This is a genomic window from Marinactinospora rubrisoli (assembly GCF_042664915.1).
In the GTDB taxonomy this organism is placed as follows: Bacteria; Actinomycetota; Actinomycetes; order Streptosporangiales; family Streptosporangiaceae; genus Marinitenerispora; species Marinitenerispora rubrisoli.
Genome location: NZ_JBHTBH010000004.1, coordinates 73,987 through 100,791, shown reverse-complemented (window position 1 = coordinate 100,791; position 26,805 = coordinate 73,987). Strand labels below are relative to the sequence as shown.

Sequence of the window (26,805 nt, the reverse complement as noted above, 5' to 3'; positions counted from 1 at the left end):
GTACGGCCGGCCACCTGAAGAGAGGTGGCCGGCCGTACCCGCTGGCCGTGTCGACCTGCCGACCCGGCGACATGCCGGTTCGGCGCCATGTCACCCCGGCGCCATGTCGACGAACCGGCTGTAGTGCCCCTGGAAGGCCACGGTGACCGTCGCCGTGGGGCCATTGCGGTGCTTGGCGACGATGAGGTCGGCCTCCCCCGCACGCGGCGACTCCTTCTCGTGCACGTCCTCTCGGTACAGCAGGATGACCATGTCGGCGTCCTGCTCGATGCTGCCCGATTCACGTAGATCGCTCACCTGGGGCTTCTTGTCGGTTCGCTGTTCCGGTCCTCGGTTGAGCTGGGACAGCGCGATGACCGGAACCTCCAGTTCCTTGGCGAGCAGCTTCAGCGACCGGGACATCTCCGAGACCTCCTGCTGCCGGCTCTCGGCCCGCCCGCCGGAGCTCATCAGCTGCAGGTAGTCGACGATGACCAGCTTCAGGTCGTGCTGCTGTTTCAGCCGCCGGCACTTCGCCCGGATCTCCATCATCGACAGGTTCGGAGAATCATCGATGAACAGCGGCGCACTGGCCACCTCGCCCATGCGTCGCGCCAGCCGGGTCCAGTCATCGTCGGTCATGAGCCCGGAGCGCATCGTGTGCAGTGGAACCCGGGCCTCGGCCGAGAGCAGTCGCATGACGATCTCGTTGCGGCCCATCTCCAGACTGAAGAACACACTGGTCAATTGGTGCTTGATCGACGCGGCCCGGGCGAAATCCAGTGCGAGCGTTGATTTGCCCACCGCCGGCCTCGCCGCGATGATGATCATCTGTCCGGGGTGCAGCCCGTTCGATAGCTGGTCGAAGTCGGTGAAACCAGTGGGCACGCCCGTCATCGAGCCGTCGTGCGACGAGATGGCCTCGATCTCGTCGAGAGCGCCCGGCATGACCTCGCTCAGCGGGAGGTAGTCCTCGCCGGTGCGCTTCTCGGCCACACGGTAGATCTCGGCCTGTGCGCGGTCGACCAGGTCGTCGACCTCGCCGTCGCCGGAGTAGCCGATCTGGGCGATGCGGGTCCCGGCCTCGACCAGGCGGCGCAGGACGGCGCGGTCGGCGACGATGCGGGCGTAGTAGCCGGCGTTCGCCGCGGTGGGGACGGCCTCCGTGAGGGTGTGCAGGTACGGTGCGCCGCCGACGCGGGTGATCTCACCGCGCTTGGTGAGTTCGGCGTTGACCGAGACGGCGTCGACCGGCTCGCCACGGGAGAACAGGTCGATGACCGTGTCGTAGATGGTCTGGTGGGCCGGCCGGTAGAAGTCGGCGGATCGGACGATCTCGACGACCTGGCTGATGGCCTCCTTGGACAGCAGCATTCCCCCCAGCACGCACTGCTCGGCCATGATGTCGTGCGGTGGCGTGCGTTCGAACCCGCCCTCCTGCGGCGCATGTTCAGCGACGCTCACAGACTCTCCCCCTATGGCCGCGGCCGACCCCGGCCAGTAGTACCCACCAGCGACGAGCGACGCGGGGCCGCGAAGCCGGTCAGCCCGAAATCAGCTGGGGGACGAACGTCGAGCGGCGTGCACGGGATGGCGTCGCGCCAGTCGTCGAAGGCTGCTTCGGCCCGTCGGCCCGGCCGATCAGCCACTCTCGTCGCACCAGTGTGAAGGCTAGCGAGCGTCCCGCGCAAAGCAGCCTGTGGATAACTCTGGGGACAGCCTGTGCATGACTGGCGAATTCCTGCGGATAGCTTGTGCACAACGCCTGTGGATAACTTGTGCACCCCCCTGCCATATGCCGTTTCACCTGCAAAAACAGCCCCCCACAGCTGTGCACGAAAGAAAGTTCGCGGATAGTTTTCCACAGCCTGTCCACAGGGGCGTGGCCCCGGTCCGGTGCCCCGGCGGGGTACCGGGTACCGTTGCTGCGTCATGCCCCGTCTGCTGTCCGCCGCACCGTTCCGGCACGCCCACGACCGCGAGATCGTCCGGCTCGCCGTGCCCACCTTCTTCGCGCTCGTCTCCGAGCCGCTGTTCCTGCTCACCGACTCCGCCGTGGTGGGGCACCTCGGCACCGCACCACTCGGGGGTCTCGGGGTCGCCAGCCAGGTCCTGATGACGCTCGCCAACCTGTGCGTGTTCCTTGCCTACGGAACCACCTCGGCGGTCGCCCGCAGATTCGGTGCCGGGGACGTTCCGGCCGGTGTCCGGCACGGCGTCGACGGGCTGTGGCTCGCGGTGCTGATCGGCACGGCCATCGTCGCCGCGGGCTGGCCCATGGCGCCCTGGCTGGTCGAGTGGCTCGGCGCGTCGCCGGCCGTCGCGCCGTACGCGCTCGTCTACCTGCGCGTCAGCCTGCTGAGCATCCCCGCGCTGCTCATCGTCATGGCCGGGACCGGGGTGCTGCGCGGCCTGCAGGACGCACGGACTCCGCTCCTCGTCGCGGTGAGCTCGAACCTGGCCAACATCGTGCTGTGCCTGACCTTCGTCCTCGGCTTCGGCTGGGGTGTCGCCGGGGCCGCGTGGGCGACGGTCATCGCCCAGTCGGCGGGAGCCCTCGTGTACGTGGTCGTGGTGGCCCGCGCGGCACGCCGGCACGCGGTGACGCTGCGCCCCAGCCTGGCGGGCCTGCACACGGCGGCCACCGCGGGGTTCGCGTTGTTCGTCCGCACCGTCTCCCTGCGGGTGGTGCTGGTGATGACCACGGCGGTGGCGGCCCGGCTCGGCGATGCGGAGATCGCGGCGCACCAGGTGGCGTTCCAGCTCTGGTCGCTGCTGGTGTTCTCGATGGACGCCATCGCCATCGCGGGACAGGCGATCATCGGACGCCATCTCGGCTCGTCCGACATCGCGGGGACCCGCGCGGCGACCCGGCGCATGGTCGAGTGGGGCGTCATGCTGGGCGCCGTCTTCACCCTGCTCGTGCTGCTGGTCCGGCCATGGGCCGCCGTGCCGTTCACCACCGACCCGCAAGTCGCCGCCCTGCTGGCCGGCGTCCTCGTGGTGGTGGCGGTGCTACAGCCGGTCAGCGGTGTGGTGATGGTGCTGGACGGCATCCTCATGGGCGCCGGTGACCAGCGATACCTCGCGTGGGCGAGCTTCTGGGCGATGCTCGCGTTCATCCCGTTCGTGCTGGTGCTGCCCTGGACCGCCGAGCACACCGCGCTGCCCGGCCTGGTCGGCCTGTGGCTGGCGTTCGGGATGTGGATGCTCGCCCGCGGCCTCACGTTGGGCCTGCGGGCGCGTGGGGGCGCGTGGCTGGTCACCGGCGCCACGCGCCCGTGAACGCGACGTTGGGCGGGGCCGGCGTCACAACGTCAGATCGTCGTGACCGATGCCCGGTCCGTGCTCGAACGGTACGCTGCGCTCCCCGGTGGGGACATCGGGGTAGGACGGCCACTGCTCCTCGGCGATGTCCTCGGCGCCGAGCTGGGCGAGCCGGGTCTCCAGCCGGGCGAGCCGGGCGCCGACATCGGTGCGCAACTGGGGCAGCATCGCGTACAGCTGGTCGCCGGGGCAGGCCGTGGCGTTGTAGTCACGATGCCCCACGATGGCCAGCGACGGGTTGAGGCCGTAGGCCACGCACAGCCAGGCGCAGGTCTCGACGAGGGCGTTGAGCAGTTCGGTGGTCGGCAGCGCGCTGGTGTACGTGCCCTCGTTCTCGATGCCGATGGTGTGCGAGTTGTGGTTGGCGGTGTGCGCCCCCAGCACGTGTCCGCCGCGCCGGATGGCCGGCAGTGTGCCGTTGCGTCCCTCCATGACGACGCCGCCCCGGCTGATGGTCAGGTGCTGCCCGGTGTCGTCCCAGCGGTTGGCCCGCATGTGGTACCGCTGGATCGACCGGGACAGCTCGAAGGCGTGTTCCTTGGAGTAGTTGGTGCTGTTCGCCGTGGCCGTGTGGTGCACGACGATGTGGGTGGGCCCGTTGTCGAGCACCTGGGCGCGGCGCCGGTAGGGCCGCGCACCCCACTCCTTCCGGTTGTACACCGGGAAGCCGGCGGGGCCGGCGTGGACCGGCGCGGCCAGGCCGAGGTCGACGGCGCCTCCGAGGAGGACACCACCGGCCACCGCCACCGTGCCGCGGACCACGCTCCTTCTGCTGCACTGTCCGGGCGCCGCAGGTTGCTCATGAGTGGACATCCGGCCTCATCCTTCCAGTGAGTAACAACCCCACTGGTCAAGATAAGTGACAAACGGTGATTAAATGATTACGTACCGCGACTGGGCGTGTCCCCGGGGATGTCCGCCGGGGTTCGCGGAAGCCGCCGGAACGCGGACGGTCCCGGTTCCCTCAAGGGGAACCGGGACCGTCCCGGTGTTGGAAGCGGAGCCGCCCGGCGGTCAGCTACCGACGACCTCCAGCGCGATGGTGGCGCTCACCTCGGGGTGCAGCCGCACCTCGACCTTGTGCTGGCCCACCGACTTGATCGGGTTGCGGATCTCGATCCGGCGCTTGTCGACCTGCGGGCCGCCGGAGCTCTTGACCGCCTCGGCGACGTCGGCCGCGGTGACCGAGCCGAACAGCCGGCCGCTCTCGCCGGCGCGCTGCACCAGCTTGACCTTGAGCCCGCCGAGCTGGCCGGCGATCTGCTTGGCGTCGTCCAGGTTCCGGATCTCGCGGGCGGCACGGGCGCGGCGGATCGAGTCGATCTGCTTCTGCCCGCCGCGCGTCCACCGGATGGCGAACCCGCGCGGCAGCAGGTAGTTGCGGCCGTAGCCGTCCTTCACCTCGACCACGTCGCCCGGGGCACCGAGGCCATTGACCTCGTGGGTCAGAATCAGCTTCACGATTACCTCCCTCGGATCCCGGTCAGCGTGCGGTGCTGGTGTAGGGCAGCAGCGCCATCTCGCGGGCGTTCTTGATCGCCGTGGCGACGTCGCGCTGGTGCTGGGTGCAGTTGCCGGTCACCCGACGCGCGCGGATCTTGCCGCGGTCGGAGATGAACTTGCGCAGCAGGATCGCGTCCTTGTAGTCGATGTAGGACAGCTTCTCCTGGCAGAACAGGCAAACCTTCTTCTTGGGCTTGCGCGCTGCCGGCTTCGCCATCGTGGTGCTCCTTCGCAAGAGCCCCGGATCATCCGGGGATGGTCAATTCGGACAGTTGAACGAGTTGCGCGGACCGGCGGGGTCAGAAGGGCGGCTCGTCGGAGTAGCCGCCACCGCCACCGCCGAAACCACCGCCGCCACCGCCGCCGGTGGCCCAGGGGTCGTCCGCGGGCGGGCCGGAACGGCCGCCCTGCGGGCCGCCGAAGCCGCCGCCCTGGTTGCCGTAGCCGCCACCGCCGCCACCGAAACCACCGCCGCCACCGCCGAAGCCGCCGCCGGGACCGCCCTGGCGCTGCGTCTTGGTCACCTTGGCGGTGGCGCTGCGCAGCGCGGGGCCGACCTCCTCGACGTCGACCTCGAAGACGGTGCGCTTCTCACCTTCCTTGGTCTCGTACGACCGCTGCTTGAGCCGGCCCTGCACGATGACGCGCATGCCGCGCTGCAGGCTCTCGGCCACGTTCTCCGCGTACTGCCGCCAGACGGAGCAGCTGAGGAACATGGACTCGCCGTCCCTCCACTCCCCGCTCTGGCGATCGAACTGCCGCGGGGTGGAGGCGACGCGGAAGTTCGCGACCGCGGCACCGCTGGGGGTGAACCGCAGCTCCGGGTCGTCGACGAGGTTGCCGACGAGCGTGATCTGAGTTTCGCCTGCCATGGCTAGCTCCGGTTGGTGAGTCGGAAGGCGTGTGCGGGGTGCGACGCCGCGGGCGTCAGTGCACCTCGGGGCGGAGGACCTTGGTGCGCAGGACGGCCTCAGTGAGGTTGAGCTGGCGGTCCAGCTCCTTGACCGTGGCGGGCGTGGCGGTGAGGTCGATCACCGCGTAGATCCCCTCGGAGTTCTTGGCGATGTCGTAGGCGAGCCGACGCTTGCCCCAGACGTCGACCTTCTCGACCGAGCCGCCGTCGTTGCGGACGACTCCGAGGAACTGCTCCAGCGACGGGGAGACCGTGCGCTCGTCGAGGCTGGGGTCGAGGATGACCATGACTTCGTAACGACGCATAGGCGTTCGTACCTCCTCTGGACTGTCGCGGCCATGGTCTTTCCATGGCAGGAGGGCATTGAGCCAGACGAAAGCAAAGGCTACCAGCCGTCAAGGACGGAAATGGCCGCTTCTCCGGCAATCCACAACGATGAGCGCGCACATCATGACCAGCGTCGACAGCCGGCCGAGGGACAGCACCGCGTACGTCCCCGCCTCGATCCCGGGAGCGGTCGCCCCGTCCGGCTGGGTGACGAACAGCAGGTACTGCCACACTCCCAGGACGTACCCGATTTCGGCGAGCTGCCACAGTCCGAACACCACGAGCGCGGGCAGCGGCGGCACCGCCCGCGGCCAGGCGAGCGCGGCGAGCGGAAGCAGCCACAGCACGAACTGCGGCGACCAGACCTTGTTCGTGATGAGGAACGCCGCGACCACCAGGAAGACGAGCTGCTCCACCGGCGGCCGGCGCCGCGCGAACACGCCGAGCAGCGCCACGCCCACGCAGGCCAGCAGCAGCACGCCGGTGCCCACCCGGTTCAGCAGGTCCAGGTCGCCGCTCGGCATCAGACCGGCCATGCCCAGCAGGTAGTAGACCGACCCCCAGTCCGCGCCGCGCTCCTGGCTGAACCGGAAGAACGTCGCCCACCCCTCCGGCGCGGCCACCGCCACCGGGGCGTTCACCACCGCCCAGGCCAGCACCGCGGCGCCGAGCGTGCGCCCGAACGCCCGCAGGCCGCCGGTGTCGCGGTCCCGCACCAGATCGCGCACGGCCAGTACCAGGAGCGGACCGAGGAAGAGCAACGGGTAGAACTTGGCGGCGACCGCGAGGCCGATCAGGACACCGGCCCACCCGTGCCGGCCGCGCGCGTGCGCGGCCAGTCCCCCGGTGGCCAGCGCCACCGCCAGCAGGTCCCAGTTGATGAACGCCGTGAGCAGGGCGGGCGGGGTCAGCGCCACGAACGCCCCCGCCGCGAGCGCCGCCCGGCGGTCGAACGCGCCGCCGCCGCGGCGCCCGGCCAGGTACCCGACGCCGAGCACCCCCGCCGCCAGGCAGATGCCCAGGACGACCGCGGTGGCGTCGAAGTATCCGAGGCCGCGCGCCATGGGGTCCGGCAGCCAGGAGACCGCACCGGCCAGGAGGTACATGAGCGCGCCGGTGAGCACCGGGTACTCCACCGCGCGGTCCAGGTAGGGGACGACGCCGGTGTCGAGCTCATCCCGGAAGTACAGCGGGAACACGTCGCTGTAGCACCCGTACTGGAACTGGGTGCCGTTCACCCAGCCCTCGCCGAACCGGCACGGGTACTTGGCCAGGTAGCCGAGCACCGCGCCGAGCAGGGCGAGGCCGATGAGCGGCAGCCAGGGGACGACGGCCCGAGCCGCCGCGGAGCGGGGCGTGCCGGCGCTCATACGCGAGGTGCCGGCGACATCGTCGCCGGCACCCGCCGGTTCGTCAGGAACCACTGTCACTCGTTCTCGTTACGCGCCAACCGCTCGTCGGCGTTGTTGGAGCCGGTGAACCAGGGCGGATCCCCTTCGTTGCCGTTGCCGTTGTCGTCCGGCGGCGACGGGGACTCCGGGGTCTCCTCCTCACAGTTCTCCCCACCGAACGGCATGCACGGCGGCGTCTCCTCGTTCGACGGGGTCGTGTCCGGCGTGTTCGACGGCGTCGGGTCCGGCGTGTTCGACGGGGTCGTGTCCGGCGTGTTCGACGGCGTCGGGTCCGGCGATGGCGTGGGCGCGAAGTTCTGCGGGTCGCCCACCCAGGCCGGCTCCGGGAACTGCTCGACCGGTTCGCCCTCCATCACCTGCAGCATGAAGTTCTTCCAGATGGCCGCGGGTGTCCGGCTACCGTAGACGTCCTGCACGCCGGGGATCACCAGCTGCTGTCCGTCGCTGCGGTGCAGGCCGACCGCGGTGGAGAGCTGCGGGGTGAATCCGACGAACCACGCGGAGCGCGCCTCGTTGGAGGTACCGGTCTTGCCGGCCACCGGACGGCCGGGCAGCGCGGCGCTGGAGGCACCGCCCTCCTCCGAGACCACCTGCTGCATGGCGTACGTGGCGTCGGCCGCGACGTCGGCGTCGAAGGCGCGTTCACCATCGAGCTGGTCGGCGTCGTTCGGTTCGATCACCTCGCCCTCGCTGTTGCGGACCTCGGTGACCATGTGCTGCGGGACGTGCACGCCTTCGTTGGCGAAGGTGGCGAAGCCGGCCGCCTGGTCCAGCGCGGTGACCTGGTAGGTGCCCAGTGCGATGTTCGGGCCGAGCTCGGCGGTCTCGAACTGCGCGTCCGGGATGCCGGCGGCCCGCGCGGTCTCCACCACGTTCTCCGGCCCGACCCGGATGGCCAGCTCCACGAAGCTGGTGTTGACCGAGCGTGCCGTGGAGTAGATGAGGTCGACGGTGCCGTGCGACTCGTTGCTGTCGTTCTGGATGGGTTCGCCGACGCCGGGGAACTCCTGCGGGGAGTCGCCGTCGAAGGTGCTCCGCAGGCCGATGCCCTGTGCGAGCCCGGTGGCGAGCACGTACGGCTTGAACGCCGAACCCGCCTGCCCGCGCTGGATCAGCGAGTTGTCGGTGTCGGTGAGCGCGTTATCGCCGCCGTAGAAGCCCTTGATCTCGCCGGTCTGCGGGACGACCGCGGCCAGACCGAAGTTGGTCTCCTCGGGCGTGCCCTCGGGGACCTCCTCCTGGACGGCCTGCACGGCGGCGTCCATGTACTTCTGCTCCAGCGATGTGCTGATGGTGTAGCCGTTACCCGCCATCTGTTCGTCGGTGAGGTCGTAGCGCACCCGCAACTCGCGCTTCACGGCCTCGATGATGTAGCCGTTGTAGCCCGCGTAGTTGTCACCGGGCTCGTAGGGGAGGACCTCCGGGAATTCGAGCTGGTCGGCCTCCTCCTGGGAGATCCCGCGCTCGGGGTTGTCCTCGTGCATGACGACCATGCCGTTGACCGAGTACTCCCAGCGTTCGCGCAGGACGTCCTCCATTTCGGAGCCCGGCTGCACGTTCTGGAAGTTGCTCGGCTGCTGGATGATGGCGCCGATGAAGGCGCCCTCCGCGGCGTCGAGGTCCTCGACGTTCTTGCCGAAGTACGCCTGCGCGGCGGCCTGGATTCCGTGGGCGTTCCGGCCGAAGTAGATGGTGTTGAGGTACTGGGTGAGGATCTGGTCCTTGCTCAGGGACTGCTCCACCTTGAGCGAGATCAGGATCTCCTTGATCTTGCGCAGGTAGGAGCGTTCCTGGGACAGGCCGTCGTAGTAGTTCCGCGCCATCTGCTGGGTGATGGTGGAACCACCACCGGCCGAGCCGCCGGACAGCACGGCGCGGCCCAGACCGACCGGGGAGATGGCGGGGTCCTCGTAGAAGGTGCGCTGCTCGGAGCCGAGCACACCGTTGACGACGGTCTCCGGAATCTGCTCCCGGGTCACCAGGAACCGGTTGACCTCACCGAAAGTGGTGGCCTCTTCCTCGTCGGCGTACCGGATCGAGCTGGACGCGGTCCGGACGCTGGCCTGGGCCTCCATCTCGGTGGCGTCGGGCATCTGCGCGTAGGCGACGCCGAAGGCCACCACCGCCGCGACGAAACCGACACCGCACACGATGAGCGCCGGCTTCCACACCTTGGCGAAGAACCGGCGGACCGGGCCGCGCTCGTCGTGCTCCTCATCGTCGTGGTCGGCGCGCCGGCGGCCGCCGGCGGCCCGGCGGGCCCCTTCGGACCTGGCCCCGTGCGCCCCGGCGCGGCGCCGGCCGCCGCGCTCCTCCTGGGCCCGGCGCGACCGGCGGGGGCCGAGGTCGTCCTCGTCGTCGCGGGGACGCCGCCGGACCCCCTCGGCCGCGGCGGCCGCACCGGCCGCCGCCGCGGCCCGGCGGCGCGGGCGCTCCCGGTGGTCGTCGTGATCGTCACGTGCACGGCGTGGGCGACGCTCTCGGTCGTCGTCCCAGAAACCGTCGTCTTCCCTGGCCCTGCGGCGACCGGCAGCGCGCTCGTCCTCGACGCGGCTACCCGAGCCGCGCCTGCCGCCGTTGCCGCGCGGGTCCCCGGCCGGGCCATCGGCCCGGCGGCGACCGCCAGCGCTCCGTCGTCTTTCGGTACTCACGCGTCCTCGTTACCTAGTGATACGGCCGATCGGCCTTTCGACTGCGGGGGCGGGGCAAGTGGTTGCCCCGGGTGGCACAGATCCGACCATTGATGAACAATGCGGCGATGCAGCCAGAATGCCCCGGGGGTGGGGAGTCCAGGCGTTGTAAAGACGCCTCACGCACTCTGGGGGTTTTCCTTGCGAGTGGGAGTGGTCCCCCACTGCTGCACGCTGGTGCTCCTCGCTGTTCGTGCCGCCGAAGCGGCTGCTCCTCGTGCCTCCTCGTTGTTCTCGGCCCCATGGTCGATGGACTGGTCGATACGCCGGCTCCACACCGGGTGTGGTGAGAGAACCGTCACCCGCCCCGCACCGCCGGGTCGACGGCCAGGTATGCGGGATTCTCCGTGGGGGTAGGTCACCATCCGGCGTGGTTACCTCGCCGTCGCTCCCTCCTGGATCGGTCCGCCGTACGACGGACCCGCCGGCCGCGGCAGGGCGACGCGCCCCGGTTCACACCGGGGCACCGGGGGTGGGGCCCGCGACGAAAACGATCGTTACGTTAGGGCGGTCCCGCCTTATAGCACAACCCAGCGCGAGCGTACCGGCAGGCGCGGCGCCCTCGTTCCGTGTCGATGACCGCGAACCCACTGGGCCAGCGTACGGCGTGTCGGCTGGCCGCCGGGCGTCGGTCGCGGGGAAGTTCGGACGGATGCGCGTCCCACCAGCTCACGCGGGCGTGATCGAGGTCACCCTTCCGAATGTCCGGGCGGAGTGGTCGGCGAGGGAATCCCCGGACGCGAAGAACCGCTTCGATAAGGTGCACGACGTACAACGTCGTACAACAACCTACAAACCGTATGCAATCACCACGCTTCGCCCACCGGGTGTCCCGACGGCACCCCGGCCGGCCGGTTGCGTCGTGACCCGCGCCTGCGTCCTGACCGGCCGCGGCGCGCGCCAGCCGGCCGCGCCGTACAGGTGAAGTCAGCAGACGAAAAGGAGCTGGGCCAATGGGTTCGGTACGCGTAGCCGTCGTGGGCGTGGGAAACTGCGCGGCCTCACTCGTGCAGGGCGTGCACTACTACCGGGACGCCGATCCCGGCGCGCGTGTTCCGGGGCTGATGCACGTGGAGTTCGGCCCCTACCATGTGCGCGACGTCGAGTTCGTCGCCGCCTTCGACGTCGACGCCAAGAAGGTGGGCCAGGACCTCGCCGACGCGATCGCCGCCAGCGAGAACAACACCGTCACCATCTGCGACGTACCGCCCACCGGCGTCACCGTGCTGCGCGGCCCCACCTTCGACGGTCTGGGACGCTACTACCGCGAGACGATCGAGGAGTCGGCGGAGGACGCGGTGGACGTCGTGGCCGTCCTCAAGGCCGCGAAGGCCGACGTGCTGGTGAGCTATCTCCCGGTCGGCTCGGAGGAGGCCGACCGCTTCTACGCCCAGTGCGCGATCGACGCCGGCGTCGCCTTCGTGAACGCCCTGCCGGTGTTCATCGCCTCCGACCCGGAGTGGGCGCGGAAGTTCACCGACGCCGGGGTGCCGATCGTCGGCGACGACATCAAGTCCCAGGTCGGCGCGACGATCACGCACCGAGTGCTGTCCAAGCTGTTCGAGGACCGCGGGGTCATCGTGGACCGCACCTACCAGCTGAACTTCGGCGGCAACATGGACTTCAAGAACATGCTGGAGCGGGAGCGACTGGAGTCCAAGAAGGTCTCCAAGACCCAGTCCGTCACCTCCCAGATCCCGCACGAACTGAACGCCGGCTCCGTGCACATCGGCCCCTCCGACCACGTGCCGTGGCTGGACGACCGCAAGTGGGCCTACGTCCGCCTGGAAGGGCGCGCGTTCGGCGACGTGCCGCTGAACCTGGAGTACAAGCTGGAGGTGTGGGACTCCCCCAACTCCGCCGGGATCATCATCGACGCCATCCGGGCCGCCAAGATCGCGAAGGACCGCGGAATCGGCGGCCCCATCCTCTCGGCCTCCTCCTACTTCATGAAGTCGCCGCCGCGCCAGTACAGCGACAGCGAGGCGCACGACCTCGTCGAGCGGTTCATCGCCGGCGAGGTCGAGAGCTGAATCGCGGGGCGGCCGGTCGACACGTCGCCCTATCGCACCGCCGATCCGGCGGCCTGCCGATACGTCGGCGGGTCATCGCGGCGGAGTGCGGCCGTCCGGTGCCGGCGCGGTGGGGGTTCCGCGCCGGCACCGGCGTCTCAGCTCCCGCACGTTTCACGTGAAACCCCAGCGGAGACGAGGACGGCCGCGCCGACCTACCCTTACCGGGTGTCCTTCTACGGAGATCTCCGTGCCGTCCTGAAGGGGCCGCGGTTCCGCCGGTTGTTCGGCACCCGCCTGGTCTCGCAGTGCGCCGACGGGATGTACCAGGCCGGGCTGGCCGGCTACGTTTTCTTCAGCCCCGAGCAGCACACCACCGCCGGGGCGGTGGCCGGGGCGTTCGCGGCGCTGCTGCTGCCGTTCTCCGTCGTCGGACCGTTCGCCGGAGTCTTCATCGACCGCTGGTCCCGGCGGCAGGTGCTCCTGGTGGCCGCGCTCGTCAAGGCCGTGCTCGCGGCGCTCACCGCCGTCATGGTCGGCACCGGCGCGGACGGCCCATTGTTCCTGCTCGCGGCGCTCTGCCTGCTCAGTGTCAACCGGTTCTTCCTCGCCGCCCTGTCGGCCGCGCTGCCGCACGTGGTCCCCGGGGACCGGCTGATGATGGCCAACGCGGTCACCCCGAGTTGCGGGACCTTCGCCGCCTTCGCCGGCGCGGGGATCGGCGCCGGTCTGCGGATCCTGGGCGGCGACGGGGCGGGAGGCACCGCGCTGATCCTGCTGGCGGCCGGCGGCGGCTTCGCCGCGGCGGGTCTGCTCGCTATGACGCTGCGCCGCGCGGAACTCGGCCCCGACCTCACCGCGGAGCCGCCCGAGGTTCGCGAGGCCGTCCGCGGTGTGCTCGCCGGTTTGGCCGACGGTGTCCGGCACATCTGGGCCCGCCGGACCGCCGCCGGGGCGCTCGCCACCATCGGCGGGCACCGGTTCCTCTATGGCGTCTCGACCATCATGACGCTGCTGCTGTACAACAACACGTTCACGGCCGGCGGCGTGGCCGGTCTCGCCGGTTTCTCGGTCACGCTGGCGACCTCGGCGGCCGGCTACGCCATCGGTGCCGTGGCCACGCCGTGGGCCACCGCGCGGATCCGCACCGAGACCTGGATCGGCGGCCTGCTGGCGTTCGGCTGCGCCGCGCTGCTGCTGTTCGGGCTGCCGTTCTCCCCGGTGCTGTTCCCGGTGGCCGGCTGTGCTCTCGGGATCGTCGCGCAGGGGGTCAAGGTCTCGGTCGACACACTGGTCCAGCGACATGTCGACGACGCCTACCGGGGACGCGTCTTCTCCTGCTACGACATGCTCTTCAACGCCATGTTCGTGGCCGCCGCCGCGGTGGCCGCCCTCGTGGTGCCGCCTTCGGGGGTCTCTGCGGCGGTGGCGGTCGCCATGGCGGCCGGGTATGCGGTCCTCAGCGCCGCGTGGCTGCGGCCCGCCCGGGCCGCGCGGACCACCCATCCGGTCAGGGCGGCGGACGCCGGGTAGCGGGGCGCAGTGCGCCGGACCGGACGCGCCCGTCCCCGGGACGCGGATCGCCGGTCGTGGACCGGTTCGGTACTCTCGGCCGCCATGCAGACGGACCACGGCACGCAGCCCCGCGACGTCGACCTCCTCCGCGTCGAGATGGCGACGCTGTGGGACACCGACCGGCAGGGGCGGCTTCGCGGGGGCCACCACCTGGTCATGGGGGTGGCCGAGGACGGACGGACCACCGCGGTCGGCGAAGAGGTGCCCCCCGCCCTCGCCGACCAGGTGCTCGACCTGGCGAGTCGCGGCGATGACCACGTGGATCCGGGCCACCGGGGCCGTGGGCACGCCGCGTCCGTGACCGCGCACTGGGCCACCGAGTTCGCCGAGGACCGGCGCCGACTGTTCTACAGCACGTCCGCGGAGAACACGTCCTCCCAGCGGGTCGCCGCCCGCCTGGGCCTGCGCCGCCTGGGGTGGATCTGGAAACTCTCCCGCCCAGGAGCACAGTGGACCCATGCCCATCGGGTGTGGCCGTCCACCGGACACGGTCATGGCGGCCGCCGCGGCCCGTGGTCCACCCGGGGCCAGGAGAGCGGGGAAACGTGTGGTCGCAGTGTTCACGGCGAAGCGGCGGCGCCCCAGCGCTGACGGAGCGGGGCCGGGCCGGCCCGCCCGCTGGACCGGTCCGTGCCGACGCGTCCGTCAGCGGCCGACGGTGCCGGACGCCGCGTCGTGCCGCGAGCGCTCCAGGCGGAGCAGTCGCTCCTTGCGCGGCAGCCCACCGCCGTAGCCGGTGAGGGAGCCATTGGCGCCGATCACCCGGTGGCACGGCACGATGATCGAGATCGGGTTGCGGCCGTTCGCCATGCCCACGGCGCGCGAAGCGGTGGGCCGGCCGAGTCGGGTCGCGATCTCGCCGTAGCTCGTGGTCCGGCCGTACGGGATCGTCGTCAGCGCCCGCCAGACCCGAAGCTGGAACGGGGTTCCGCTCGGGGCGAGCGGCAGCGAGAACTCTCGCAGCTCGCCCGCGAAGTAGGCGGCGAGCTGCCGCCTCGTCTCGGCGAAGAGGGCGTCGTCGCGCCGCCAGTCCGGCGGAGGCGGTGCCCATCCCTTCTCGGGGCGCATGTACAGGCCGGTCAGGGCGGCGCCGTCGCCGGTGAGCAGCAGTTCGCCGACGGGCGACGGCTCCAGCGTGTAGCGGACCGGTCCCGGCGCCGGGGCGGCGAACTCCACCGCCGGCACCTCCTCGGTTTCCGGCACGGGTAGCGGCAGCGCGTCCTGAACCGCTGCGGACGGGTAGGCGTGGGTGGACATCTCGGTCAACTCCTCGTCGCTGGTACTCGGGCGGCCGCGGCGGGGGCGTCCGGCCGCGGCACCGCCCAGACGTGCTGCATGGCGTAGGACCGCCACGGTCGCCACGACTCGGCGAGCGCGGTGGCCGCCGCGGGCGCGCCGTCGAGGCCGAGCCGCTCCAGGCCGCGGCGGATGCCGAGGTCGGTCGGCAGAAAGACGTCGGGGTCCCCCAGCGCGCGCATTCGGATGTAGCCGGAGGTCCACGGGCCGATCCCGGGGAGTTCGCGGAGCCGCGCCTCGCTCTCGTCCCGGTCCGCGCCGGGGCCGAGATCGACGGCGCCGATGGCGAGCGCCTCGGCGAGGGCCAGCAGGGCGCTCCCCCGCGCGGCCGGCATCGGCAGGTCGCCGGGATCGGCCGCGGCCAGCTCCGTGGCCGTCGGGAACGCGTGCGTCAGCGATCCGGCGGGCGCCGTCAGCGGCTTGCCGAACCGTGCGCTGAGCCGCCCAGCGACCGTACGCGCGCCGGCGACCGAGATCTGCTGGCCGAGCACCGCCCGGACCGCGAGCTCGGCGGGATCGGCGGCGCCGGGCACCCGCCGCCCCGGGCCCGCGGCCACGAGCGGCGCGAGCTCCGGGCGGCCGCCCAGCCGCTCGTCGACGGCCACGGGATCGGCGTCCAGGTCCAGGAGCCGCCGGCACCGCTGGACGGCGGCGCCGAGGTCTCGCATGTCGTCCAGCCGCAGCGTGCACCAGACGTGGGCGCCGGACCCGCCGGACAGCTCCACGACGCCGGTGCAGTGCGGGAGCGCGAGCACGCGGCGGTACCGGCCGTCGGTGTACTCCTCCACGCCGGGCACGGCGCGGGCGGCCAGGTAGCCGAACATGAGGTCCAGATCGATCGGCGGGCGGAATGGCAGCCGCAGCGTGATCCCGCCGGTCGGCCCGGCCGTGCGGTGCCGGCCGGCGCGCCGGCGCAGATCGGTCGGGCTGTGCGCGAACACCTCCCGCACCGTGTCGTTGAACTGCCGGATGCTGGCGAAGCCCGCGCCGAACGCGACCTCCGAGACCGGCAGGTCGGTGGTCTCCAGGAGCACCCGCGCGGTCTGGGCCCGCCGCGCGCGGGCGAGCGCGAGCGGCCCCGCGCCGACCTCCGCGACGAGCAGCCGGTGGAGCTGGCGCTCGCTGTAGCCGAGCGCCGCCGCCAGGCCGCTCACACCGTCCCGGTCGACGGCTCCGTCGGCGATCATCCGCATGGCCCGGCCCACGACATCGGCGCGGACGTTCCACTCCGGCGAGCCCGGCGTGGCGTCGGGCCGGCATCGCTTGCAGGCCCGGAACCCGGCGGACTGGGCCGCAGCGGCCGTGGGGAAGAAGCGGGTGTTCTCTCGCTTGGGCGTGACCGCCGGGCAGCTCGGGCGGCAGTAGATCCCGGTGCTCGTGACCGCGACGTAGAACCAGCCGTCGAACCTGCCGTCCTTGCTGCTCATCGCGCGGTAGCAGTGCTCGTCGTCCATCACGCCTCCCATCCTGACCCATCCACCCGGGGTGGTACTGGCGGATTTCGGACATGTACCTGGCCCTGGTCAGCACGGCCACCACCGTGCCGACGTCCACGCTCCAGCCGAGTGGCGACCTGCGGTCAGGTCGACGTGGTGCCGTGGCGCTGTGGCGTCATGTCGACGTGTCGGCAGGCAGGCCAAGCGACATACCGCGCGCCGCGGGCCGCTGTCCCCTCGCTATGCTCCGTGCGTCACCGAGGAGGGATCATGCCCACACCGACCACGCTACTGGCCTTCGTGGCGGCCGTGTTCGTGATCGTCCTGATCCCGGGACCGAGCGTGCTGTTCGTCGTCAGCCGCGCCCTCGTGGCGGGCCGCCGCACGGCGGTGCGGACGGCGCTGGGCAACGGTCTCGGCGGGATGGTCACCGTCCTCGTGGTCGCGGTGGGCCTCGGCACGCTCGTCACCCGGTTCGCACCGCTCTTCGTCGCCGTCAAACTCGTGGGAGCGGCGTACCTGATCTACCTCGGAGTTCAGGCGATCCGGCACCGCCACCGGCTGGCGGAGTCGCTGGACGCCGCGCCGGAAACCGCCGGTCGGCCGCGCCGCGCCTTCTGGGACGGGTTCGTAGTCGGGGCGACGAATCCCAAGACGCTGGTGTTCTTCCTGGCGGTGCTCCCGCAGTTCGTCGACCCGGGGGCCGGGCAGGTCCCGGTCCAGATGCTGGCGCTGGGCACCCTCGCCGTCACCATCGGGGTGCTCACCGACACCTGCTACGGGCTGCTGGCCGGTACCGTGCGGCGGTGGTTCGTCCGGGTGCCGCGCCGGATGGCCGTGACCGGGGCCGTCTCCGGGGCCGTGATGATCGGCCTGGGCGCCCAGTTCGCCGTCACCGGACGTCGGGCCTGACCTATTCCCGGGTCGACTTCCCGGGTCGACATGGCGCCGCGCCGACGTATCGATTCGGCGCCATACCGTTCTCGCGGTGCGCTGTACGGTCTCACCGGTCACGGGCGGCGGTCGTACGGCGCCCGCTCCGGACGCCGCCGGTCGGTCACTCGGTGGGAGTGAGCCGTCCGAAGGTCCACCGCGCCCCGGGGTGCTCCCGCGCGAGGTAGTGTCCGGCCGGAAGGCGGAACACCTCACCCAGGGCCGGATCGGCGGCCACCAAGGCCGCCGCCTGGCAGAGGACCAGTGTCGCCGGGTCATCCGGCGTCGATGTGGTCCAGCAGGATCCAGCTGCCGTCGTGATCGTGCAGCACGCCGCGCACCGGCTGCTCGCCGGCCGCCACCGTGCGATGGGCGATCACCCCGAAGCGCAGTCCGTGGTCTCTGGTCTCGTCCGCGTTCTCGTGCACCGGTGCCTCTCCTGCGGGTCTGCGACCCGGTTCATGGATCAGCTCAGATCCGGCCTCGGCCCTGACGGCGCCGGGCCGCCTGGTGGGCGCGCATCCGGGCCGCGGTCAGGCGCGCGCTGGAACGGGCCGCCGCTGTGCCCTGCCCGGGCGGGCGTCCCTTCGGGGAAGCCGGGGCCGGCGCCGCTTTCGCGCCTCCCGGAGCAGCCGTCCGGATCGTGGGGCCGTCGTCCGCCATCGCGCTGCCTGCCTCTCTGCCGAAGGTGAGCGGTGGGCACGCGCCGGCGGGCCGCGCCCACGCGGGCCGCGTCCGCGCCCGCATGCCTGAGACGCGGCGGTGCCCCGGCCGGTTCCCGCCCGGGGCAGACGGAACCGTCCGCGCCGGGCGCAGCCGCTACTTCACGTGCTCCCGGGCCCAGCGGCGCAGCTCCTCCGCCGCGGCGTCCTTCTCCATCGGTCCGTTCTCCAGGCGCAGTTCCAGCAGGAACCGCCACGCCCTGCCGACCAGCGGACCGGGCGGGATGCCGAGGATCTCCTGGATCTCGTTGCCGTCGAGGTCAGGCCGGATCCGGTTAAGCTCCTCCTCCTCGGCCAGCCGCTCGATGCGCCGCTCGATGTCGTCGTAGGCGCGTGCCAGAGCCGCCGCCTTGCGGCGATTGCGGGTGGTGCAGTCGGCCCGGGTGAGGACGTGCAGCCGCTCCAGCAGCGGCCCCGCGTCGCGTGCGTACCGGCGCACCGCGGAGTCGGTCCACTCGCCCTTGCCGTACCCATGGAACCGCAGGTGCAGGGCGACCAGCTTGCCTACGTCGGTCACCACGTCCTTGGGGAACCGCAGGGCGCCGAGCCGGCTGCGGCTCATGGAGGCGCCCACCACCTCGTGGTGATGGAAGGTGACCCGGCCGCCCTCCTCGAACGCGCGGGTCTTGGGCTTGCCGACGTCGTGCAGCAGCGCCGCCAGGCGCAGCACGAGATCCGGCGCCATCCCGCGCGCCCGCTCCAGGTCGACGGCCTGGTCCAGGACGGTCAGCGAGTGCTCGTAGACGTCCTTGTGCCGGTGGTGCTCGTCGATCTCCAGCCGCAGTTTCGGAACCTCGGGCAGCACGTGCCGCGCGATGCCCAGGTCGACCATGAGCTCGATGCCGACGCGCGGGTTCGGGCTGAGCATGAGCTTGGTGAGTTCGTCACGGACGCGCTCGGCGGACACGATCGTGAGCCGGTCGGCCATCCCGGCCGCCGCCTCCCGGACCTCGGGCGCGAGGGTGAATCCGAGCTGGGCGGCGAACCGCACCGCGCGCATGATGCGCAGCGGGTCGTCATTGAAGGAGTCCTCGGGGCGTCCGGGGGTGCGCAGCAGCCCGGCCCTGAGGTCGGCCAGGCCACCGAACGGGTCGACGAACTCGTGCCCCGGCAGCCGCGCGGCCATGGCGTTGACGGTGAAGTCGCGGCGCTCCAGGTCGGCGTGCAGGGAATGGCCGTAGCTCACCTCGGGCTTGCGCGACTTCGGCTGGTAGGACTCGCTGCGGTAGGTGGTGATCTCCAGTTGGTGACCGCCCTTGCGCAACCCCACGGTGCCGAAGTCGATCCCGACGGTCCAGACGGCGTCCGCCCAGCCGTCCACGATCTCCAGGATGCGCTGCGGGACGGCGTCGGTGGTGAGGTCCAGGTCCTGCGACGGCCGGCCGAGCAGGGCGTCGCGGACCGGTCCGCCCACGATGGCCAGCTCGTGCCCGCTGGCGGCGAACCGCTCCCCCAACTCGCCGGTGACGGAGTCGACCGCGCTCAGCAGCGCCCCGATCGCCGTGCGCTGGTCGTCGGTCAGCTCGGCCCCGGCGCCCGCGGCACCGGTGGAACGGCCGGGCTCCTGCCCGGAAAACACACTGTTCGGCACAGGCACTGAGGTTAGGTGGCCGGGCGGTCTCGTGCGAATCGGCCGCCGCGCGGCCCGGCCGGGATCCGACGCATCCGCGGTTCCGGCCGCCGCTCGTCGCGCGAATCGACACGGAACCGCTACCCGCCGAATCGAGAACTCTTCGGAAGACGGCGGCCGAAGCGGTATCGTCGGACGTGGCCGGCGCGATCGGCCCGCGGTGTTCTCCGGACGGCGATCGTCCTCGGCGGTGGCACGCCGACGCGGTGCTCGTCCGGTCCCCGTGGGAGAGGCCCGACGTGCCGCCCTGTCCACTCGAACGCGATGTCCAGCCGACGACCGTCCCGTCCGGCTCGCCCGCGGCTCACAGCGGTCTTATGGCGGTGTCCGTATTCTGCGGACCGTCGACCGTGTGCTCGGGATGAACCGTGTCGTCATCCCGTGTGCCGGCGGCTGACCATCGTCGAACCCGACCCGGAAGCCCAGAGGCGTGCGTCGATTTGCTCATGTTGGCGCGGTCGTGGCCACGGCCGTAGCACTGGCACCGGCACTGGCCGCGTGCCCTTCCGCCCAGTCCGCGGCCGCCGCCGCGCCGGCGAGCAGCATCGCCGCCGACCCCTCGGCGGCCACCGGACCGTCCGGTGCCGCGCCCCTCATCATCGAGGAGATCACTCCTCAGGCCGTCGGCACGCGCAGCACGGTCCGGGTGACCGGCCGCATCACCAACACCACCGAACGGCCGCTCTCGGAGGTGACCGTCCGGTTCCGGTACTCCACCATGCCCTTCACCTCCCGGTCGGATCTCGCCGCCTACGCCGAGGGCGACGGCGGCGAGCCGCGCACCTTCGGCCCCACCATCACGCTTGAGGAGGACCTCGCTCCGGGCGCCTCGGCCGAATACGAACTGAAGGTGCCGGCCGAGGACCTGGGGCTGGGCGGATTCGGCGTCTACCCGCTGACCGTCGACGCCGTGGACGGCGCGGGCTCGCGCGTGGGCGTCCAGCACACCTTCCTTCCCTACGCGGCCCAGTCGCGTGACGTCGATCCGCTGCGCATCGCCTGGGTCTGGCCGCTCATGGACCAGCCGCAGCGGATCGACGACGACACCTTCGTCGACGACGGGCTCGCCGAGGACGTCGCCACGGACGGCCGCCTGAGCCGCCTCCTGTGGGCCGGTGTGCAGACCGGCGACGTCCGGCAGGCCGGCCGCCCCGACGAGCCCGACGCCGAGCCCAGCGCGGCGCCCACTCCCTCCGACGACGCCGTGCCCATCACCTGGGCGGTGGACCCCGCCCTGCTCGACGACGTCGAACGGCTCACGGCCGAGGGCGGTTACCAGGTACTGCCCGACCCCGACACGGCCGGCTCCGACGTCTCCGCGGACGCCCTGGTGGACCGCGAGGCGAGCACCGACGCGCAGGCGTGGCTGACGCAGGCCCGCACCGTCCTCGGCAACGAGGACGCCCACCTGATCGCCACCCCCTACGCCGACGCCGACCTGCCCGCCCTGCTCGCGGCGGACCTCGGCAAGGACGCCGAGGCCGCCCTGACCCTCGGCGACGAGACGATCGAGCGGGCGCTCGGCCGCACGGCCGACCCCGACTACGCCTGGCCGGCCGCCGGCGTCATGAACGACCCCACCCGCGACCTGCTCGCCGAGCACGGCGCCACGAACTTCCTGCTCAGCGACGCCGCGATGCCGGCACAGGCGCACGTCACGCACACGCCCACCGGAGCCGCGCCGCTGGCGCTCCCCGACGACGAGAACGGCACCGCGCTGCTCACGGACAGCAGGCTCACCCGCGCGCTCGACACCGACAGCTGGGCCCCCGGCGCGGCAACGCTCGCCCAGCAGCGGTTCGTCGCCGAGACCGCGCTCATCGCCGCCGAGCAGCCCGGCGGCGACCGGACGCTCGTCGTCACGCCGCCACGGGACTGGGACCCCAGCCCGGAGCTCGCGCAATCCCTGCTGGAGGCCACCGACAGCCTGGCCTGGCTGGACCCCGTGGCGCTGGGCGAGGTCGAGGCCGACTCCGACGCCGCGGACGAGCGGCGCGGTCTCACCTTCCCCGACCGCGGCACCGGGTCGCTGGTCACCGGCGGCCACCTTGACGAGCTGCAGGCGGTCCGGCGGGACATCCGGCTGTTCAACAGCGTGCTCACCGAGAACGACGACCCGTTCCGGCCGGCGGTCCTGCGCGTGGAGTCGGCGGCCTGGCGCGACGAGTCCCAGATCGCCCGGGCACGTGAGCGGCTGGCGACCGCGGTGGAGGAGACCACCGCCCTGGTGCGCGTCATGCCCGGCGAACCGGTCACTCTGGCCAGTAAGAGCGGCACGCTCGGCATCCTGGTCGCCAACGACCTGCCGGACCACTCGGTCACCGTGCGCCTGTCGATCTTCTCCGAGAACTCCGAACGTCTCTCCGTTGACGACGAACGCGAGACCTTCGAGATCGGCCCGGGCGGCAAGACCACGGTCTACGTCCCGCTCTCGGCCCGGGTCAACGGCCGCACCGTGCTGCACATGAGCGTGCACAACGCCGACGGCGAGCCCATCAGCGCCCAGGAGACCCTGACCCCGGTCAATGTCACCGGCATGGGCACCACCGCGCTGCTCATCAGCGGCGCCGCCGCTCTGGTGCTGGTCGTCGCCCTGGCGCCCCGTGCGCTGCGCAAGTGGGCCCGCCGCCGGGCGGAGCAGGCCGGCGACGCTCCCGGCGCCGAGACCGGCGCGGCGTCCGGCGATTCCGCCGCGGCCGGCGACGACGCCGAGCCCGCCGAGTACCACGCCGCGACCATCATCGTCACCGGCCGGGACGCCGCACGGGGCCGGATGCAGCAGAATGGCAGTGGCCCGTCCGGCGAGTGGCAGAGCGGCCCCGCCGACTCCACCGGCGATGCGACCACCGGCCGCACCGATGCCGGAGGGCCCGGCGAACCGGTCGGCGCCGACTCGGACCAGGGCCGCACCGACGGCGACGCCGCGGACGGCCCCCGGACCTGAGTCGTTCCCGGCCTCGCGTTCGCCGCCCGAGACGCGCCCCCGCCCCGTGCCCACCGGCCGACCGCGGGGCCATGAGCGAGACGGACGACGCATGACCTCACCCCCAGGCGTAGGCGGCGAAGGCGCCAGCGGACGCAACCGAATCCGAGAGGAGCCGATGCCGGTGGCGACCGACACCACGGACGGCAGCGACCAGGGCGCCGGCCCGGCGAGTCCGCCGCGCCCGAGCGGCGAGCCGGCTCCCGCCGCCACCTCGCGGCGTTCCGCCGGCGGAATGCTGCGGTCCAGCGCCGTCATGGCGGTCGGCACCATGGTCTCCCGGGTGACCGGCTTCGTGCGGACCATCGTGCTGGCCGCGGCGCTGGGCACCCAGTTGCTCGGCGACGCCTACAACACGGCCAACACGATCCCGTTCATCATCAACGACCTGCTCATCGGCGGGTTGATGGCGAGCGTGATCGTCCCGTTCCTGGTCAAGCGCCGCAAGCGCGACGCCGACGGCGGGCGGGCCACCGAGAACCGGCTGTTCACCGGCGCGGTGCTGCTGCTCGGCGCGATGACCGTCGTCGCGATCGCCGCGGCCGAGTTGCTGATCCGGATGTACGCGGGACAGTTCGCCCCGTCCCAGGCCGAGGTGGCCGTCTACCTCGCCCGCTTCCTGCTCGCCCAGATCTTCTTCGTCGGGCTGAGCGGGCTGGTCAGCGCCATGCTGAACACCCGTGACCGGTTCGGCTCGCCGGTGTGGGCGCCCGTGCTGAACAACCTGGTGATCATCGGGGTCGGCGCCACCTTCCTGTGGGTGGCCGGTCCCGGCCGCACGCCCGACACCGTCTCGCAGGGCGAGCTGACGCTGCTCGGGCTCGGCACCACCGGCGGCATGGTGCTGCAGACCGTGGTGCTGCTGGGCTCGCTGTGGCGCTCCGGGTTCCGGTGGCGGCCGCGGCTGGACCTGCGCGGCTCCGGCCTCGGCGAGGCGCTGCGCACCGCCGGCTGGATGTTCCTCTACACCTGCATGACGCAGCTCGGCTTCCTCATCACCACGAACATCGCCACCCGCGCCGGTGTGGCCAGCGTCGAGAGCGGCGCCGCCGTGGGCGCGGGCATCACCGCCTACAACTACGCCTACCAGCTCTTCCAGTTGCCGTACGCGATCATCGCGGTCTCGCTCATCACCGTGCTGCTGCCGCAGATGAGCGGGCATGCCGCCGACGGCCGCTGGGACGAGGTCCGTGACGGCTTCTCGCGCACGCTCCGGGTGTCGGCCCTGGTGCTGGTGCCGCTGGCGGTGGCGATCGCGCTGTACGCCACCCAGTTGTCGGTGCTGGTGTTCGCCCGTGGCAACACCTCGGTCGATGACGCCCGCAACATCGGCGTGGTGCTCGCGGTGATGGCGCTCGGCCTGGTGCCGTTCACCATCTTCCAGCTCATGCTCCGGGTGTTCTACGCCATGAGCGACACCCGCACCCCGGCGCTGATCAGCATCGCCAACGTCGCGGTGCACGGCCTGCTGGCCGCCACCGCCTACCTGCTGCTGCCGCCCGACCAGGTGGTGGTCGGCGTCGCGGCCGGCTTCATGACGTCATACGTTTCGGGCCTGCTCATCGCGGGCTTCGTGCTCAGCCGCCGCCTCGGCGGGCTTGACGGGCGGCGGGTCGTTGGCACATTGTTGCGGCTGCACTTGGCCGCGGTTCCGAGCGCCGTCGCCGGTGCCGGGATTCTGTGGTTCTTCACGGGCCGGTTCGGTGACGGGCTGGTCACGAACATCGGCGCCCCGGTCGTCGGCTGCCTGGCGGGCGCGCTGCTGTTCGTGCTCTTCGCGTGGCTGCTGCGGATCCAGGAGCTGCGGTCGGTGACGGACCTCGTGCGCGCCCGCGTGCTGCGGCGCGGCTAGCGGTTCTCCGCGTCGTCCGGCACCTCAGGCGAACGCGGGTGCGCCGTAGCATGGCGCACCCGCCACCGGCGGCCAGCAGCTGAACGATTCCACCCGCTCCGCAGCACCCGGGCCGTTCCGGGCCCCGCCGACATCGGCGCCGTTGATCCTCCCTGCCCCCGCGACACGGCGCCGTGGGCCACAAGAGGAAGATGCACACGGTGTCGAACCATCCCCGGACCCCCCGTCCCACCGCCGACTCCGCCACCGCCGACCCGGCCGCCGCCCCTCGCCGCCCGCGGCGCCTCCTCATGCCCGAGGAGGTGCTGGACGCCGTCGAGCGCGCCGAGCCGCCCGGCGCCCCCGAGCCCGGCCTCGTCCCGCGCCGGGACCCCAGTGACGTCGGGGACCTCGGCACCGCCGACCGCCCGGGCGAAGAGGGCAACGAGATCGGCGGGGCCGCCCACAGCGCGCCGGCCGACCTCATGCGGTCCAGCGCCATCATGGCGGTCGGCACCGTCGTCTCGCGCGCCACCGGCTTCATCCGGACCGTGGTGCTGGCCGCGGCGCTGGGCACGCAGCTGCTCGGCGACGCCTATCAGACCGCGAACATGGTGCCGTTCGCCGTCTACGACCTGCTGATCGGCGGGCTGCTGGCCAGCGTGTTCGTGCCCTTCCTGGTCAAGCGCAAGAAGCTCGACCCCGACGGTGGCGCCGCCACCGAGCAGCGCCTGTTCACCGTCGTCGTCGTGGCGCTCTTCCTGCTCAGCGTGGTGGCGATTCTGGCGGCGGAGTGGCTGATCCGGCTGTACGCCGGCGAGTTCGCCACCGCCCAGCACGAGGTGGCGGTGACGCTCGCCCGCTTCCTGCTGGCTCAGATCTTCTTCATCGGGGTGAGCGGCATCGCCAGCGCGATGCTGAACAGCCGGAACCGATTCGGCGCGCCGATGTGGGCCCCGGTGCTCAACAACATCGCCATCATCTCGGTCGGTGTGCTCTTCCTGGTGGTGGCCGGGCCGGGCAGCACCCCGGACTCGGTCACCCGGTCGGATCTGACGCTGCTGGGCCTGGGCACCACCGCCGGGCAGCTCGCGCAGTGCGCGGTGCTGGTCTGGTCGCTGGCGGCGGCCGGGTTCCGGTGGCGGCCGCGGCTGGACCTGCGCGGCTCCGGCCTCGGCGAGGCGCTGCGCACGGCCTCGTGGATGATGGTCTACATCGGCATCGCGCAGGCGGGGCTGCTGGTGACCACCAACGTGGCGACCCGCGCCGGGGTCCGCGCGGCCGAGATCGGCGGGTCGGCGTCGGGCGCGGGCATCACCGCCTACCAGTACGCCTCACAGCTGTTCCAGCTCCCGTACGCGATCATCGCCGTCTCGGTGATCACCGCGCTGTTGCCGCGGATGAGCGCGCACGTGGCCGAAGGGCGCAAGGACCTGGTCCGCTCGGACTTCTCCCGCGGATTCCGGCTGTCCGCGGTGCTCATCGTGCCGATCTCGATCGCGCTGATGGTGTTCGCCATCCCGTTCTGCGTGCTGGTCTACGCGCGAGGCAGCACGTCGGTGGAGGACGCGCGCGGCATCGGGCTCATTCTCATGGTCTTCGCCGTGATGCTCATCCCGTTCACGCTGTTCCAGTTGCTCATGCGGGTCTTCTACGCGCTCGGTGACACCCGCACCCCGTCGCTGATCGCGATCCCGGCGGAGGTCGCGCACGCGGTGACGGCGATCGCGCTGCTGTTCCTGGCGCCGCCGGAGCGGGTCGTGATCGGCCTTCCGGTGGCGTACGGCCTGTACTACATCGTCGGCGCGATCCTCGCCTGGTGGATGCTGCGCCGGCCGCTGAACGGCCTGGACGGCCGCCGCACCCTGCGCACCCTGGTCCTGCTGCACGTGGCTACGATCCCGAGTGCGCTCTTCGGCATCGCGATGGTGCTGGCGTTCGATCTGCTTCCCGGAGTCGTGTGGTCGTCGCTGCTCTCAATGGCGGTCGGCGGCGCCGGAGGTGCGGTGCTGTTCATCCTGGTCGCCAAACGTTGTGGTGTGACGGAAGTCACAACCTTCCTTGACATGGTCCGCACCCGGCTGCTACGCCGCTGATCACCAGGAACGCATGACCGTGGGTAACCAGCGAAAGGATGGCCGTGCAGGTGAAGTCGGAATCGTTTGTCCTCCGGAGGCGTGCGTCAAGCGTCCTAGCATGGAACGGCAATTCTCTGCCGCATCGCCCCCATTTTTCT

The 26,805-nt window shown here is 71.7% G+C and carries 20 protein-coding genes; 8 read left to right on the top strand and 12 right to left on the bottom strand.

Going from position 1 to position 26,805, the window contains the following annotated elements:
* Nucleotides 1-90: 90 nt before the first annotated feature.
* On the bottom strand, nt 91-1,443 hold the full coding sequence (dnaB, locus tag ACFQRF_RS09495; RefSeq protein WP_379870568.1) for a replicative DNA helicase: 1,353 nt from the start codon (nt 1,441-1,443) through the stop codon (nt 91-93).
* Between the two features lie 468 nt (nt 1,444-1,911).
* On the opposite strand from dnaB, the gene ACFQRF_RS09490 reads away from it, so the two are divergent.
* Nucleotides 1,912-3,264 (top strand): MATE family efflux transporter, encoded by a 1,353-nt coding sequence (locus ACFQRF_RS09490; RefSeq protein WP_379870566.1) that lies wholly within the window; start codon nt 1,912-1,914, stop codon nt 3,262-3,264.
* Between the two features lie 24 nt (nt 3,265-3,288).
* Here ACFQRF_RS09490 and ACFQRF_RS09485 read toward each other — a convergent pair whose 3' ends face one another.
* The 7 genes from ACFQRF_RS09485 to ACFQRF_RS09455 form a co-directional block, all read right to left on the bottom strand.
* Nucleotides 3,289-4,119: a peptidoglycan recognition protein family protein gene (locus ACFQRF_RS09485; protein WP_379870565.1), complete on the bottom strand. Its 831-nt coding sequence runs from the start codon at nt 4,117-4,119 to the stop codon at nt 3,289-3,291.
* A gap of 201 nt (nt 4,120-4,320) precedes the next feature.
* Complete coding sequence (rplI, locus tag ACFQRF_RS09480) at nt 4,321-4,767, bottom strand: 50S ribosomal protein L9 (protein WP_379870563.1); 447 nt, start codon at nt 4,765-4,767, stop codon at nt 4,321-4,323.
* A gap of 22 nt (nt 4,768-4,789) precedes the next feature.
* On the bottom strand, nt 4,790-5,026 hold the full coding sequence (rpsR, locus tag ACFQRF_RS09475) for a 30S ribosomal protein S18 (RefSeq protein WP_114396204.1): 237 nt from the start codon (nt 5,024-5,026) through the stop codon (nt 4,790-4,792).
* An 82-nt stretch (nt 5,027-5,108) separates the two neighbouring features.
* Nucleotides 5,109-5,681: a single-stranded DNA-binding protein gene (locus tag ACFQRF_RS09470; protein WP_379870561.1), complete on the bottom strand. Its 573-nt coding sequence runs from the start codon at nt 5,679-5,681 to the stop codon at nt 5,109-5,111.
* Nucleotides 5,682-5,736: 55 nt separating this feature from the next.
* Nucleotides 5,737-6,027 carry a 30S ribosomal protein S6 gene (gene rpsF, locus ACFQRF_RS09465; protein ID WP_379870560.1) on the bottom strand — a complete coding sequence of 97 codons (291 nt, stop codon included), beginning with the start codon at nt 6,025-6,027 and terminating at the stop codon, nt 5,737-5,739.
* A gap of 90 nt (nt 6,028-6,117) precedes the next feature.
* Entirely contained in the window at nt 6,118-7,479 is a 1,362-nt protein-coding gene (locus ACFQRF_RS09460) for a glycosyltransferase family 87 protein (protein ID WP_379870559.1), read from the bottom strand.
* Entirely contained in the window at nt 7,476-10,112 is a 2,637-nt protein-coding gene (locus ACFQRF_RS09455; protein WP_379870557.1) for a transglycosylase domain-containing protein, read from the bottom strand. Before ACFQRF_RS09455 ends, ACFQRF_RS09460 begins: the two co-directional genes overlap by 4 nt.
* A 992-nt stretch (nt 10,113-11,104) precedes the next feature.
* Here ACFQRF_RS09455 and ACFQRF_RS09450 point away from each other — a divergent pair.
* The 3 genes from ACFQRF_RS09450 to ACFQRF_RS09440 all read left to right on the top strand — a co-directional run bounded on the left by ACFQRF_RS09450 (nt 11,105) and on the right by ACFQRF_RS09440 (nt 14,329).
* Nucleotides 11,105-12,184: an inositol-3-phosphate synthase gene (locus ACFQRF_RS09450; RefSeq protein WP_379870556.1), complete on the top strand. Its 1,080-nt coding sequence runs from the start codon at nt 11,105-11,107 to the stop codon at nt 12,182-12,184.
* Between the two features lie 207 nt (nt 12,185-12,391).
* Complete coding sequence (locus ACFQRF_RS09445) at nt 12,392-13,696, top strand: MFS transporter (protein ID WP_379870554.1); 1,305 nt, start codon at nt 12,392-12,394, stop codon at nt 13,694-13,696.
* Nucleotides 13,697-13,780: 84 nt separating this feature from the next.
* Nucleotides 13,781-14,329, top strand: a complete 549-nt coding sequence (locus ACFQRF_RS09440; protein ID WP_379870553.1) for a GNAT family N-acetyltransferase — start codon at nt 13,781-13,783, stop codon at nt 14,327-14,329.
* A gap of 54 nt (nt 14,330-14,383) precedes the next feature.
* On the opposite strand, the gene ACFQRF_RS09435 is transcribed toward ACFQRF_RS09440, so the two are convergent.
* On the bottom strand, nt 14,384-14,995 hold the full coding sequence (locus ACFQRF_RS09435) for a methylated-DNA--[protein]-cysteine S-methyltransferase (protein ID WP_379870551.1): 612 nt from the start codon (nt 14,993-14,995) through the stop codon (nt 14,384-14,386).
* A 5-nt stretch (nt 14,996-15,000) separates the two neighbouring features.
* On the bottom strand, nt 15,001-16,488 hold the full coding sequence (locus tag ACFQRF_RS09430) for an AlkA N-terminal domain-containing protein (protein ID WP_379870990.1): 1,488 nt from the start codon (nt 16,486-16,488) through the stop codon (nt 15,001-15,003).
* Between the two features lie 252 nt (nt 16,489-16,740).
* Between ACFQRF_RS09430 and ACFQRF_RS09425 the strand changes: the two genes are divergently transcribed.
* Complete coding sequence (locus ACFQRF_RS09425) at nt 16,741-17,382, top strand: LysE family translocator (RefSeq protein ID WP_379870550.1); 642 nt, start codon at nt 16,741-16,743, stop codon at nt 17,380-17,382.
* A 296-nt stretch (nt 17,383-17,678) separates the two neighbouring features.
* Here ACFQRF_RS09425 and ACFQRF_RS09420 read toward each other — a convergent pair whose 3' ends face one another.
* Nucleotides 17,679-17,831: a hypothetical protein gene (locus tag ACFQRF_RS09420; RefSeq protein WP_379870548.1), complete on the bottom strand. Its 153-nt coding sequence runs from the start codon at nt 17,829-17,831 to the stop codon at nt 17,679-17,681.
* Nucleotides 17,832-18,222: 391 nt separating this feature from the next.
* A complete protein-coding gene (locus tag ACFQRF_RS09415; RefSeq protein ID WP_379870547.1) occupies nt 18,223-19,716 on the bottom strand; it encodes a CCA tRNA nucleotidyltransferase in 1,494 nt (497 codons plus the stop codon).
* Nucleotides 19,717-20,215: 499 nt separating this feature from the next.
* Here ACFQRF_RS09415 and ACFQRF_RS09410 point away from each other — a divergent pair, with 499 nt between their 5' ends.
* The 3 genes from ACFQRF_RS09410 to murJ (ACFQRF_RS09400) all read left to right on the top strand — a co-directional run bounded on the left by ACFQRF_RS09410 (nt 20,216) and on the right by murJ (ACFQRF_RS09400) (nt 26,665).
* A complete protein-coding gene (locus tag ACFQRF_RS09410; protein WP_379870545.1) occupies nt 20,216-22,699 on the top strand; it encodes a DUF6049 family protein in 2,484 nt (827 codons plus the stop codon).
* 157 nt (nt 22,700-22,856) lie between these two features.
* Complete coding sequence (gene murJ / locus ACFQRF_RS09405; RefSeq protein WP_379870544.1) at nt 22,857-24,590, top strand: murein biosynthesis integral membrane protein MurJ; 1,734 nt, start codon at nt 22,857-22,859, stop codon at nt 24,588-24,590.
* Between the two features lie 290 nt (nt 24,591-24,880).
* Nucleotides 24,881-26,665 carry a murein biosynthesis integral membrane protein MurJ gene (gene murJ / locus ACFQRF_RS09400; protein ID WP_379870989.1) on the top strand — a complete coding sequence of 595 codons (1,785 nt, stop codon included), beginning with the start codon at nt 24,881-24,883 and terminating at the stop codon, nt 26,663-26,665.
* Nucleotides 26,666-26,805 lie beyond the last annotated feature (140 nt).

Excerpts from the sequence above, each read along its gene's own strand:
- ACFQRF_RS09490 (WP_379870566.1), top strand. The coding sequence starts at position 1,912 with ATGCCCCGTCTGCTGTCCGCCGCACCGTTCCGGCACGCCCACGACCGC.
- ACFQRF_RS09485 (WP_379870565.1), bottom strand. The coding sequence starts at position 4,119 with ATGTCCACTCATGAGCAACCTGCGGCGCCCGGACAGTGCAGCAGAAGG.
- rpsR (WP_114396204.1), bottom strand. The coding sequence starts at position 5,026 with ATGGCGAAGCCGGCAGCGCGCAAGCCCAAGAAGAAGGTTTGCCTGTTC.
- ACFQRF_RS09470 (WP_379870561.1), bottom strand. The coding sequence starts at position 5,681 with ATGGCAGGCGAAACTCAGATCACGCTCGTCGGCAACCTCGTCGACGAC.
- rpsF (WP_379870560.1), bottom strand. The coding sequence starts at position 6,027 with ATGCGTCGTTACGAAGTCATGGTCATCCTCGACCCCAGCCTCGACGAG.
- ACFQRF_RS09450 (WP_379870556.1), top strand. The coding sequence starts at position 11,105 with ATGGGTTCGGTACGCGTAGCCGTCGTGGGCGTGGGAAACTGCGCGGCC.
- ACFQRF_RS09440 (WP_379870553.1), top strand. The coding sequence starts at position 13,781 with ATGCAGACGGACCACGGCACGCAGCCCCGCGACGTCGACCTCCTCCGC.
- ACFQRF_RS09435 (WP_379870551.1), bottom strand. The coding sequence starts at position 14,995 with ATGTCCACCCACGCCTACCCGTCCGCAGCGGTTCAGGACGCGCTGCCG.
- ACFQRF_RS09430 (WP_379870990.1), bottom strand. The coding sequence starts at position 16,488 with ATGGACGACGAGCACTGCTACCGCGCGATGAGCAGCAAGGACGGCAGG.
- ACFQRF_RS09425 (WP_379870550.1), top strand. The coding sequence starts at position 16,741 with ATGCCCACACCGACCACGCTACTGGCCTTCGTGGCGGCCGTGTTCGTG.
- murJ (WP_379870544.1), top strand. The coding sequence starts at position 22,857 with ATGCCGGTGGCGACCGACACCACGGACGGCAGCGACCAGGGCGCCGGC.
- murJ (WP_379870989.1), top strand. The coding sequence starts at position 24,881 with ATGCCCGAGGAGGTGCTGGACGCCGTCGAGCGCGCCGAGCCGCCCGGC.